General features: G+C 37.2%; 12 protein-coding genes and 1 riboswitch. Of the genes, 11 read left to right on the top strand and 1 reads right to left on the bottom strand.

What is annotated here, in order from left to right:
* The first annotated feature begins 359 nt into the window (after positions 1–359).
* From AC1DCY_RS00595 to AC1DCY_RS00580, 4 genes are all read left to right on the top strand, one after another.
* Positions 360–1,574, top strand: coding sequence for a C40 family peptidase (locus tag AC1DCY_RS00595; protein WP_477346495.1), 1,215 nt, complete (start codon positions 360–362; stop codon positions 1,572–1,574).
* A gap of 564 nt (positions 1,575–2,138) precedes the next feature.
* Positions 2,139–2,687, top strand: coding sequence for a hypothetical protein (locus tag AC1DCY_RS00590; protein ID WP_477346493.1), 549 nt, complete (start codon positions 2,139–2,141; stop codon positions 2,685–2,687).
* Between the two features lie 234 nt (positions 2,688–2,921).
* Positions 2,922–3,127: riboswitch (cobalamin riboswitch) on the top strand.
* A gap of 201 nt (positions 3,128–3,328) precedes the next feature.
* Positions 3,329–3,871, top strand: coding sequence for a hypothetical protein (locus AC1DCY_RS00585; RefSeq protein WP_477346491.1), 543 nt, complete (start codon positions 3,329–3,331; stop codon positions 3,869–3,871).
* Between the two features lies 1 nt (position 3,872).
* Positions 3,873–4,835: an ABC transporter substrate-binding protein gene (locus AC1DCY_RS00580; protein WP_477346489.1), complete on the top strand. Its 963-nt coding sequence runs from the start codon at positions 3,873–3,875 to the stop codon at positions 4,833–4,835.
* Positions 4,836–4,929: 94 nt separating this feature from the next.
* Here the strand turns inward: AC1DCY_RS00580 and AC1DCY_RS00575 are convergent, their stop codons facing one another.
* Complete coding sequence (locus AC1DCY_RS00575) at positions 4,930–5,307, bottom strand: hypothetical protein (protein WP_477346488.1); 378 nt, start codon at positions 5,305–5,307, stop codon at positions 4,930–4,932.
* A gap of 155 nt (positions 5,308–5,462) precedes the next feature.
* Between AC1DCY_RS00575 and AC1DCY_RS00570 the strand changes: the two genes are divergently transcribed.
* From AC1DCY_RS00570 to AC1DCY_RS00540, 7 genes are all read left to right on the top strand, one after another.
* The gene (locus tag AC1DCY_RS00570; protein WP_477346486.1) at positions 5,463–6,230 is read left to right on the top strand and encodes a tyrosine-protein phosphatase; all 768 of its coding nucleotides are present in this window, start codon (positions 5,463–5,465) and stop codon (positions 6,228–6,230) included.
* 185 nt (positions 6,231–6,415) lie between these two features.
* On the top strand, positions 6,416–7,801 hold the full coding sequence (locus AC1DCY_RS00565; protein ID WP_477346484.1) for an MATE family efflux transporter: 1,386 nt from the start codon (positions 6,416–6,418) through the stop codon (positions 7,799–7,801).
* Positions 7,801–8,637, top strand: a complete 837-nt coding sequence (locus tag AC1DCY_RS00560; protein ID WP_477346482.1) for a putative RNA methyltransferase — start codon at positions 7,801–7,803, stop codon at positions 8,635–8,637. Before AC1DCY_RS00565 ends, AC1DCY_RS00560 begins: the two co-directional genes overlap by 1 nt.
* A 78-nt stretch (positions 8,638–8,715) precedes the next feature.
* Positions 8,716–9,324 carry a lysophospholipid acyltransferase family protein gene (locus AC1DCY_RS00555; RefSeq protein ID WP_477346480.1) on the top strand — a complete coding sequence of 203 codons (609 nt, stop codon included), beginning with the start codon at positions 8,716–8,718 and terminating at the stop codon, positions 9,322–9,324.
* A gap of 153 nt (positions 9,325–9,477) precedes the next feature.
* Complete coding sequence (locus AC1DCY_RS00550; RefSeq protein ID WP_477346478.1) at positions 9,478–9,942, top strand: low molecular weight protein-tyrosine-phosphatase; 465 nt, start codon at positions 9,478–9,480, stop codon at positions 9,940–9,942.
* Positions 9,943–10,142: 200 nt separating this feature from the next.
* Complete coding sequence (locus tag AC1DCY_RS00545; protein ID WP_477346477.1) at positions 10,143–10,862, top strand: YebC/PmpR family DNA-binding transcriptional regulator; 720 nt, start codon at positions 10,143–10,145, stop codon at positions 10,860–10,862.
* A 59-nt stretch (positions 10,863–10,921) separates the two neighbouring features.
* On the top strand, positions 10,922–12,217 hold the full coding sequence (locus AC1DCY_RS00540; protein ID WP_477346475.1) for an arsenic transporter: 1,296 nt from the start codon (positions 10,922–10,924) through the stop codon (positions 12,215–12,217).
* Positions 12,218–12,333: the final 116 nt, after the last annotated feature.

Genomic DNA, 12,333 nt, shown 5'->3' with positions numbered 1-12,333 from the left:
TTAGTTATATCTATTCTTTCGTCAACGAGCTGAGGTAGGGGAAATGTTCCCTTACCCTTTTTTTATTCTAAAAATGTTCTCGAGAAATATTACAAAAACATTACAAAGTAAATAGTGGGTCTAATGGTAAAACAGTTAAAAGTGTTGTTATGTAGAATAAAACGTAATTTTGTAGAATTTATAAGAATTTACGTGAATGTTACAAGAATGTTTCGAGTTTTACTAAACGATTAAAAAGACGTGAAATAGTATAAAAGTTATGCTAATAATGCTAAACTTTAAAAGGCTAATAAAATATAAGAAGAAAAATAGAAATCGTTCCAGTGATTACATTAAAATACTAAGAGCGAAATTGACTAGTGAAGGGGAAGAATAACGTGGGTAAGCGCAATAAATGGCGTAAGTCGATGGTGCTAGCATTAGCACTAGCTGGCGGCTTATTATTTAATACAGTTCAACCAACCGTAGTACACGCAGAAGAGACATCTCAACAAATGATTGATAAGAAAGCTAAAATAGATACAGAGGTTAAAAAGCTACAAGAAGAATTAACTAATTTACAAAAAGAGATCGATGAAAAAGTAAAAGTATTTAACAAAGTACAAGCAGATATTAAAGAAGTTGATGCAAATATTGTAGATACTAAAAAACGTATTGAGCAACGTTCAACAATTTTAAGTGAACGTATGGCTGCATACCAAGCGCAAGATAACACTGTAGGTATATATTTAAGTGCTGTTCTTGAATCGAAAAGCTTTGCAGATTTAATGGACCGTGTCGTAGCGGTAAAAACATTAATGGATGCTGACCAAGAATTAGTAGATCAACAAGAAGCAGATAAGACTAACTTAGAGCAACAAAAAACAACATTAGATGAAAAACAAAAAGAGCTTCAAAAGCAATTCCAAGAGCTTCAACAAAAGGAAAGCGAAATGGAAGTAAAAAAAGCTGAAAATGAAGCGAAATCTCTTGCATTAAAGGCACAAATTGCAACGAAACAAGAAGAAGAACGTTTAGAAGCAGAACGTAAAGCAGCAGAGGAAGAAGCAGCTCGTTTACGTGCACTTCAAGCAGCTACTCCAGTAGTACAAGCGACAAACAATAACGATAACAGTAACAGTAACAGTAACGATAACAATAGCAACGCTAACAACAGCAACAAAGCGGACAATGTAAAATCACCACAAAAAGTCGTTGTTGGTTCAGGTTCAGGTACTGCATCTTCAGGTGATGCAATTTCAACTGCAAAGCAATTCTTAGGCCGTAGCTATGTTTGGGGCGGCAGTAACCCATCAACAGGATTTGACTGTTCAGGTCTTGTACAATGGTCTTACAAACAAGCAGGCGTATCTTTACCACGTACAGCATCACAACAATATTTAGCAACACAACGTATTTCAGCAAGTGAAGCACGTGTAGGTGACCTAGTATTCTTCAGCTATGGTTCAGGCATAGCGCATGTAGGTATTTACTTAGGAAACAACACGATGATCGATGCTCAAAATAATGGTGTTGTCATTGAATCACTTGATTGGTGGAATCAATATTTAGTAGGCTTCGGTCGTATTCAATAAGCCTTACTATTATATAGACGGTTTAAATAGCAAAAAGGTTATCTTTGTAAAAGAAATTACAAAGATGACCTTTTTTATTATTTGACGGTATTTAAGATTCTGCGAGTAAACCAATCATACAACCGGATATTAGTTATCCATTAATTTAGGCTCGACTACTCAATGAATAATGAGTAAAATAACATCTGTGATGAATAAATTTACATAAGTAGATATATTTACTACGATATTCCCAGTTACTAGAATGAAAATAGAGCCGATGAAAAGTATAGCATCAATTATCCATATAATAATTGTCATCGTTATGGTGTGTTTTTGGGGGCAAACTCCAATCATAAAGCTAACACGTAAAATTTTTCTTTAATAGCCGAAAGAAATGTTTCCTTGCATATTGATCCTCATTTCTGATAATTTTGAAATATAACAGAAAATAATTACTGAAAGAAGTTAAAATCATTTGTGACTTTAGTTTCGCAGTAGTAAAGTAACAAATGATAGAAATTAACACAATACTTACAAGTTTGCCATTTTTGCGTTCTGAAACAATAAAGGTAGGGATGAATCATGGAAAAAGAGATTTTACAACTTTTTAGTAATTTAACAGAGCATGACCGTGATATTCAATACAAATCATACGAAGAATTAATGAAAATTATGCAGGAACCAGTTGATTGGACATATTCAGTTTGGGAACAACTTGTTCAGGCTCTTACATACAAAAATGGGCATGTGCGTGCAAGTGCTGCACAATTTTTATGCGCATTGGCAGCAAAAAGCGACCCTGAAGAAAGGGTATTAGAGGACTTTTTAAAGATTTGGGCAGTAACGTATGATGAAAGAACAGAAACTGCGAGGCATACTTTGCAGGCGATTTGGAGAATAGGTTTAGCAGGGCAGGTACAAAGAGATTTAGTCGTGTCATATTTGGCGAAAAGATTTCAAATATGCTTAGACGAAAAGCACCCGTCATTGATACGCTATGATATTATTGTATCTTTTAAAAAGCTATTTGATGCAACGAAAGACCCGAAACTACTAGAGATTGCACAGCGTTTAATTGAAGAAGAAAAAGATGTTAAATACAAAAAGAAATATAAGAATGCCATCCGTTAAAAGTTATAAAATAGCTGTTTTTTGCGCAATTTCTTTCGTTGAGAGATAGCTTTTATAACTTCAATCTATGAAGTATAACAAATACCTGCACGAGCATGAGAAATATCGTGGGGGCAATGAAACCACCCGCGTGCATAAGGTAATACCTGCATGATTTTTATCCATCGTATTTGTTTATTCTAATTCCACAGCTATTTTTTCCTATTAATCTATGTTAAACTGCTTTACAAGTGAATAATTCTTGCAGAATAAGGGTGCTGAACTATAGCATATCGGGAATTCGGTGGAAAACCGAAGCTGTTTCCGCAACTGTAAGTACAGGAATCATAAAGATATACCACTGTCGAATTTATCTGATGGGAAGGTTTTTATGACCCACAACTTGATTGAATGTAGTGAACTGTACAAGCCAGGAGACCGACCTTTGTTTGAACGTATGATAACTCTTCGGAAGCTAGGAGAATATGCGGCAATTACATAGGCTATGTCGTGTCTATTCGACACTATTTATGTTATTTTCGTTGTTTCCTTAGGAGTGGGAACAACGTTTTTTTATGTACACTTATCTTTCACCTAATGAAATCCTAAAAAAGGTGTGAATAAAGTAAGGATTTTTCACGAAGGAAAGCGGGGACTTAGATTTGAAAAAAGATGCGCGTTATTCTTGTTATCCATTTATGCGTGAAAAGGCATCAACGGTAGATTTTGAAATTCGAACGGATAGCCTTTCAACACATATTGGCGTCGCCTTGGCGGCGGTGAAAAAGGAAACGGTAGAGGTAGTAGAAGTTGATTTACTAGCTATTTTGCCAATGGCTTACCATGTAAATGGCTCAGTCCGAGGTAAATTAGCGGTGACCGAAGATGATTTGGCTTGGCTAAGTGATCGTTATGATTTTTATGTAAGTCATGTTAGGGAGGAAATACAAAACTTTGTATTACCTCAAGGAACAGAGGCTGCTACTGCATTACATTTATGCCGTAGTGAGGCGAAAAAATCATATCGTGTTTTGCACAAAGTATCTGAAGAACGGGAAGTACCTGCTATTCTCTTTGATTATTTAGGATTACTAGCCAATGTTTTTTTTGTAATGGCTGTCTTTATGAATCAGCATGCTGGTATTGCTGAAATACCGTTTATTAGTAAGTCATACCCGATGAAAAAGAAAAAGGAGAATCGATAAAATGAAGAAAATGTTTAAGCTACAATGGCTTTCTGTGTTGATGCTGGCACTTGTTTTAGTTGGCTGTGGCGCGAAAGAAGATACTAATAAAGAGACTATTTCTAAAGAAGATCAACAAGTTGAAAAAACTAGCTATAAAGTTAAGGATGACCGAGGCGTAGAAGTAGCGTTTGATGCAGTACCTAAAACTATTGTTTCATTACAACCAAGTAATACAGAAATTTTATTTGCTCTAGGTGTAGGTGATAAAATCGTTGGTGCGACTGAGTTTGATACGTATCCAGAAGAAGCGCAAAAAATTGAGCGTGTTTCTAATTCTACAACATTCAATAGCGAGCGTATTTTAGCGTTAAAGCCAGATGTTGTTATTGCCTATACAACTGGTGGCGATGAAGAAAACTTAAATGCCTTAAAAGGTCTCGAAGATGCAGGTATTAAAGTGTTTGCCATTCAATCGGCAAAAACATTTGATGATGTGTACGGGGATATCCAACAAATCGCAACAGTTATGGGAATCAAAGATAAAGGCGACAAGTTAAATGATGATATTAAGGGTAAAATTGCAGAAGTCCAAGCAAAAGTTAAAGATGTGAAAGAACCAAAAAATATCTATTTAGAAATTAGTCCGAAGCCAGACATATATACACCTGGTTCTGGTACATTCCAACAAGAGATTTTAGATGCTGCAAAAGTGAACAACGTTTTTGCTGACCTTCAAAGCTGGGCAAAGGTATCTGAGGAAGATGTCATTGCGAAAAACCCTGATATCATTTTAACAACAGTAAACTATACGGAAAACCCAGCGGCAGAAATCCTTTCTCGTGATGGATGGAATTCAATCACTGCCATTCAAAATAAAGCGGTTTACTATATAGATACTGATATTTCAAATCGTCCGGGTCCACGTATTGGCGAAGCTGTTGAGTTAATAGCAAAAGCAGCATACCCTGAGTTATTTAAATAGTCTATATTGAAAAGAGTATTTTGGAGCTGTCCTTTATGGGCAGCTTTTTTGATGGGTGATTACGCTGGTAGAAAGCGCATTACTAGGAAGATTCCTAGACACCGCTCCGTTTGGAAGGAAAAGTGATCGGGTAAGGTGGATAACTGCTCCGCTTTGAAGAAAAGTGATCAGGTAGAGTGGATAACTGCTCCGCTTTGAAGAAAAAGTGATCAGGTAGAGTGGATAACTGCTCCGGTTTGGAGAAAAAGTGATCAGGTAGAGTGGATAACTGCTCCGCTTTAATGAAAAAGTGATCGGGTAAGGTGGATAACTGCTCCGCTTTGAAGAAAAAGTGATCGGGTAGAGTGGATAACTGCTCCGCTTTGAAGAAAAAGTGATCGGGTAGAGTGGATAACTGCTCCGCTTTGGAGAAAAAGTGATCGGGTAAGGTGGATAACCGCTCAGCTTTGATGAAGAAGTGATCAGGTAACACGGCCACCTCCTCCGCTTCGATAAAGAAGCGCTCAAATAAATCACCTCATCGCTTTAAGTAGCGTATGACATTTCCTAGTGCGAAAATTGGTATTATATCGAATTGTTCTATAAAATAGAGATAAGAATGCTTGCTATCAGAGAGAGGTGCAGTGAGTGAAACGGTTTGATATGAAGATTGTTCCGTTTGAAGCAGTTTATAATTTTCGTGATATGGGTGGTTACAAGTCGAGAGATGGACGCGCTGTTAAGAATGGTTTGATATATCGTTCAGCAGCACTTGGTAAAATGACGAAAGCGGATAAAGAGCTATTTGAAACGTTAGGTGTGAAAACAATTTTTGATTATCGAGACAACCATGAGGCTCAAAATAATCCTAATCCGGTATTTTCATATGCCAAGTATATTCAAATGCCAGCAAAGGGAAATCATGCTTTTGAGATGCCTACAAACACTGGTGGGAAAGATTTTTATAAGGTTGTAAGTCCAGAGATGTTCCGAGAATTTTATGCACAAATGCCTTTTAATAATGACTCGTTTAAAAAGTTAATAGCAACGATTCAACATCCTAAAAATTTAGGGCTTGTTCATCATTGTGCGGTCGGGAAAGATCGAACAGGTATTGGCAGCGCACTTATTTTACTTGCTTTAGATGTACCTGAGGAAACGATAATGGAGGACTATTTAGATACAAATGTACATCTAAGTCCCTTAGTAGAACGAATGGCTCAGACAATTCAGCATGATTATAGCGATCGAGAATTACAGCAATTTTACGCCTTGATGTCTGCTCGTGAGGACTATTTACAAGCAGCATTTAATGCGATGGATAACCGATATGGCTCTAAGACCGCTTTTTTAGAGCAAGAGTTTGGCTTAACAGCAGAAAAACGAAAGCAATTGCAGGACTATTGCTTAATATAATAAGAAACCCTTTCACATAAAGTCGTGAGAGGGATTTTTTACGTATTGTACTAGCTTTACAATGTTTCATAATAAAAACTCTTTACACCCTAATAATCTATGATACGATACTATATATTTTAATCCCGCGGTAATGGGCGGTAATTTATTTGTACCGAAAGCGAAGCGTATAGGAGAAGTTGAAATTGTCAGACACATTAAAAGAAAGTGATATAAAAGAGACGGATAAGTTAAGTTTGTTCCATTTAACGTGGCCGATCTTTTTAGAAGTATTTTTATTTATGTTAATGGGACTAGCAGATACTTTTATGCTCAGTGCTTTATCAGATAATGCAGTATCAGGGGTTGGTGCAGCCAATCAGTATATTCATATTGCAATTTTAATACTTGAGGTAGTTGGTAATGGTGCTTCCATTGTTGTATCTCAATACTTAGGTTCAAGGCGCTTTTTTGAAGCTGCGAAAATTTCCGCTTTAGCAGTAACGATGAATTTGGTCGTTGGACTAATGATGAGTGTCTTATTTTTCTTCTTTTCGAGTCATTTAATGACCATGATGAACTTGCAGGGAGAAGTGCTTAAGTATGCACAAAGCTATTTAGTAATCATAGGAAGTTTTATTTTTTTACAGGCAATTATAAATGCGTTAGCAGCGATTATCCGTGTACATGGATGGACAAAGCAAACGATGTATGTATCACTAGGTATGAATGTGCTACACGTTGTATTAAACTACGGTTTAATCTTTGGTAACCTAGGATTACCGGAGTTAGGTGTAAAAGGAGCGGCTATTTCCTCAGTTGTAAGTCGGGGATTAGCAGTTCTTGTGTTTTTCTGGCTGTTGTATCAAGTCATGGAAGTAAGAGTAAAGCTAGAGTATTATTTCGAGTTTTCAAAGGAATATGTTCGAAAAATATTAAATATAGGCTTACCGTCAGCATTTGAGCAGGTGCTTTATCAGTTCTGTCAGATTGTCTTCCTTTATTATGCAACGTATTTAGGCTCAGAGACACTTGCTGCAAGACAATATGCTATGAATATTTCGATGTTTACGTATTTATTTGCGATTGCAATCGGGACGGGCACAGCTATAATTATTGGACGAAATGTCGGTGCTGGTAAAAAAGATCAAGCTTATCATCAGCTTTGGATAAGTGTACGAGCAGCTTTTGCCTTTACGATAACTATGGTTGTAGTTGTGACGATATTCCGTAAGCAGCTTATGCACGTTTTCACTGATAATCCAGAGGTCATAGCCATAGGTGCTTCTGTCCTAGCATTAAGCATTCTACTTGAAACAGGGCGTACAATGAATATTGTAGTTATTAACTCATTGCGTGCCTCAGGGGATGCAAGATTCCCGGTGAAAATCGGTTTCTTATCAATGGTATGTATGAGCCTCCCACTAGGTTACTTGTTTGTCTTCGTTTTAGATTGGGGATTAGTAGGTATTTGGCTAGCGATTTCGGCAGATGAATGGATGCGAGCTATTATCGTATACTTTAGATGGAGAAGTCGTAAGTGGGAGCGTTTCGCACTTGTTTCACCTACAGAACAGAAGGAGGCAAATTAATGGGAGCACTTTCTAAAAGAGCTGCAGGGGCAGCCTTAATGGATAAAAATATGACACTTTTTGCTTGTCCAATTTGTCAGGAGTCAATGGTTATATTTGAGCAGGGTAGATTAGTATGTTCCTCAAATCATTCTTTTGATATTGCCAAACAGGGCTACGTCAATATGCTGACACACGGTGCGGTTTCTAAGTACAGTAAAGATCTCTTTGAATCTAGAAAAGCGGTTATTGATAGTGGCATCTATGATTTAGTAGAAGATAAAATCGGAGAGCTAATTGCTAAAGCAGAAACCGTGCTCGATACAGGGTGTGGTGAGGGTTCACATTTAGCCCGTATTATGGAGGATAAAAGAGGTAACAGTATTGGCATTGGTATTGATATAGCGAAAGAAGGCATACTTGCTGCATCTCGACATTATCCAGAGCAAATTTGGTGTGTTGGCGATTTAGCGAAAAGTCCCTTTGCAAAATCAAGCTTCGATGCTATATTAAATATTTTATCACCCGCCAATTACGAAGAATTTAAACGTCTATTAACTCACAATGGTTGTGTTGTTAAGGTTGTTCCTCAAAGTGGATACTTACATGAGCTTCGAGCACAATTATATGCGGATTCTACAAAAGAGTCATATTCAAATGAACAAATAGTTGCTCGTTTTAAAGAAAGCTTTGCTGATGTTAGTGTAGAACGTATAACTTATACAGTACCGCTAGCTACAGAGCTTGTCCCGGCACTGCTTGAAATGACACCAATGGGCTGGCATAAAAAAGAAGAAGCCAATATACAGTTAAATGAAATTACTATTGATGTTGATGTATTAGTCGGAAGAGTCTAGTTATTTTATATGTAATTGCGATATACTGGTCTTTTCGATTACAATGGGGATAACTATTGAATAAGGTAGGATGAAACAGTGTATAAATTTATAGCAAATCTTGTCAAAGTGATATTAAAATTAACGGGCTCAAAGGCGCGTGTATATGAGGAGCAAAACTTACCGAAGGAAGGTGGGTTTATTATTGCATGTACACACACGGGCTATGTTGATATTTTAAACCTTGGGGTTTCAATGACTCCTCGAGAAATTCACTTTATGGCTAAAAAGCAATTGTTTGATATAAAAGGCCTTGGCTGGCTTATCGAGCGTTTAAATGCCTTTCCGGTTGACCGTGACAATCCAGGACCAAGTGTTATTAAAATCCCTTCACAGTTATTAAAAGAGGGTAAAATCGTAGGGATTTTCCCATCTGGTACACGAAATGCTGAGGGTACGGATTTAAAGCAAGGTGCAATTACTATAGCACAATTGTCTAAAGCTCAAATTGTACCAGCCGCTTACGTTGGTGCGCGTAACGCTGGCGACGTTTTAAAGCGTGGAAAGGGTTATCTAATTTACGGAGAGCCGTTTTATGTAACTGGTAAAGGTAAAGAAGGACGCGAGGAATTTACGCATCGTCTTGAGCATGAATTAGCAGCGTTAACTGAAGAATTAGAGAAGCGAATTGCAGCAGAAAAGAAATAAAGTGAAACATATTCAGATGAAGCCACCCTGTGAAGAATACAAACCTTCACAACGTTTTGAAGTGGAGTAGCTTCCTGCCAGTTGTATGCTGGATAACTTAGAAGGCACTCAGAATCATTGATTTTGAGTGCTTTGTTGTAGGAGGACATAAAAATGATTCGAGTACTTTTTGTATGTTTGGGGAATATATGTCGATCACCAATGGCTGAAGCGGTCATGCGTGATTTAGTAGAAAAAGAGCATTTAAGTCATGAAGTCGAAGTAGATTCGGCTGCTACAAGTTCTTGGCATATTGGCGAACCTCCTCACAGAGGAACACAAAATAAGCTGAAAGAGTATGGCATCTCAACGAAAGGGATGCAGGGCCGACAATTACAAAAGGCTGACTTTGAAAATTTTGATTACATTATTGGCATGGATGAAAGCAACATACGTAATATCCGAACAATGCTTGGCAATCCTGATTCTCCAAAGATTTTCCGCTTTTTAGATTTAACCGGCCATCGAAAAGACGTGCCTGATCCATACTACACAGGAGATTTTCAAGAAACCTATGATTTAGCTTTAGAAGGCTGTCATGCACTATTAGAAAAAATTAAAGTAGAAAACCAATTGTAAAGTGGCTCTAAGTGAAACAATTTTTTACAATTAATGCTTAATAAAGTCACCTTAAACATTGGGATATCTAGCTTTGCAAGCGTCTTTTGTGTTATTATTTGCAGAGTAAAGATACGAGAAGTATTTAATTACCATTTGCAGATGTGCAACTGCGCATCTATTATTTTGATAAACTTATAATTTGAAAGAGAGTGGAAACTATGGGTCGTAAGTGGAACAATATTAAAGAAAAGAAAGCGTCTAAAGACCAAAGCACAAGCCGTATCAATGCAAAATTCGGACGTGAAATTTATGTGGCAGCTAAATCAGGCGAACCAGATCCTGAGTCAAACCGTGCCCTTAAAGTTGTTCTTGAACGAGCAAAAACATACAGTGTTCCTAAACATATTATTGAAAAAGCAATTGATAAAGCGAAGGGTGGCGGCGATGAAAACTTCGACGAATTACGTTATGAAGGTTTCGGACCAGCTGGTACTATGTTAATCGTTGATGCTTTAACAAATAATGTTAATCGTACTGCTTCTGATGTACGTGCTGCATTCGGTAAAAATAATGGGAATATGGGTGTCAGTGGATCTGTTGCCTACATGTTTGATTCAACAGCAGTAGTCGGTTTAGAAGGTAAATCAGCAGATGAAGTTCTTGAAATTTTAATGGAAGCTGATATTGATGCTCGTGATATTCTGGAAGAAGATGAGGCTGTTATTATTTATGCAGAGCCAGAACAATTCTTTGCTACACAAGAAGCTTTAAAAGCAGCTGGTGTTCAAGAATTTACAGTAGCAGAGCTTTCAATGCTTCCTCAAACAGAAGTAGCATTAACTGGAGACGACGTTGCGAAATTTGAAAAATTAATTGATGCATTAGAAGATTTAGAGGATGTCCAAAACGTTTACCATAATGCTGATTTAGGCGAATAATATAAATTATAAAACCAGTAGCAAATAAAGCTACTGGTTTTTAATTAGGGAGGAGAACGGTGCAAGCTCTTTTAGCGATTGCTATATTTTTAGTAACATTATTTTTTGTAATAGTGCAGCCACGTAAAATATCAATCGGCTGGTCTGCTTGTATTGGTGCTGCAATTGCGTTGATGCTCGGAGTTGTTACCTGGCAAGATGTTGTTGAGGTAACAGGGATAGTTTGGAATGCAACGTTATCGTTCATAGGAATTATTTTCATTTCACTTATTTTAGATGAAATAGGATTCTTTGAATGGTCTGCCCTGCATATGGCACGCATCGCAAAGGGAAGTGGTATCCGCCTATTCATTTATCTTTCCTGTCTAGGCGCGGTTGTTTCAGCATTATTTGCAAATGATGGTGCAGCTTTAATACTAACACCAATCGTACTAGCGATAATCCGTAAATTGAATTTAACCGATAAAATGGTCTTTCCATTTATTATTGCAAGTGGTTTTATAGCAGACACAACATCATTACCGTTAGTCATTAGTAATTTAACAAATATTGTGTCGGCAGACTATTTCGGTATTGGGTTTATGGAATATTTCTTACATATGCTGATACCGAACTTAGTTTCTTTACTGGCAAGCATTGCTGTACTTTATATGGTCTTTCGCCGTTCGATTCCAAAAGAATATTCACTTGAGGCAGTTGATAATCCAAAACTGGCAATTCGTGATACGAGATTATTTTTATTATCATGGTATGTTATAGCGATATTATTAGTTGGTTTCTTTACAAGTGAGTTTTTCAAAATTCCTGTGTCATTTATTTTATGTGGTGTAGCAGCCATCTTTTTCTTACTTGCACGACGTAGCCATATCGTAGATACAAAGAGAGTTGTGAAAGGTGCACCGTGGAATATTGTGTTCTTTTCTATCGGTATGTATGTGGTAGTTTACGGCTTAAAAAATGTAGGAATGACAGGATTGCTAGCAAGTCTATTAGAGCACGCGATCCAGCAAGGGTTGATGGTATCGACGATAACGATGGGATTTGTAGCAGCGATTTTGTCAGCTATTATGAATAACCTACCAACTGTAATGATTGACGCATTAGCGATTGCTGAAACTAGTGCAACTGGCATTATTAAAGATGGGCTTATTTATGCAAATGTCATCGGTACTAATTTAGGTCCTAAAATGACACCGATTGGCTCACTTGCAACATTGTTGTGGCTCCATATATTGGCGCAAAAAGGAATAAAAATTGGCTGGGTTCAGTATTTAAAGATAGGTATTATTTTAACAATCCCAACTCTTTTCGTTACTTTAATAGCATTAGTGGCTTGGATTATGATCATATCCTAGGTAAATACGATACAATCAAAAAACTATTTTTCTATAGGGCATATCGCTGTAGAAAGATAGTTTTTTTGATTCCAGCTAATCGGTCGCCCTCCGGGAAAGCGCCCTAGTCTAACCAT

The sequence above is a fragment of the Lysinibacillus sp. 10T31 genome (assembly GCF_056394365.1).
This window is presented reverse-complemented; position numbering and strand designations above follow the sequence as displayed.

What these genes read in the sequence shown, in the direction of transcription:
- AC1DCY_RS00590 (WP_477346493.1), top strand. Translation starts at nt 2,139, where the DNA reads ATGGAAAAAGAGATTTTACAACTTTTTAGTAATTTAACAGAGCATGAC.
- AC1DCY_RS00580 (WP_477346489.1), top strand. Translation starts at nt 3,873, where the DNA reads ATGAAGAAAATGTTTAAGCTACAATGGCTTTCTGTGTTGATGCTGGCA.
- AC1DCY_RS00560 (WP_477346482.1), top strand. Translation starts at nt 7,801, where the DNA reads ATGGGAGCACTTTCTAAAAGAGCTGCAGGGGCAGCCTTAATGGATAAA.
- AC1DCY_RS00550 (WP_477346478.1), top strand. Translation starts at nt 9,478, where the DNA reads ATGATTCGAGTACTTTTTGTATGTTTGGGGAATATATGTCGATCACCA.
- AC1DCY_RS00545 (WP_477346477.1), top strand. Translation starts at nt 10,143, where the DNA reads ATGGGTCGTAAGTGGAACAATATTAAAGAAAAGAAAGCGTCTAAAGAC.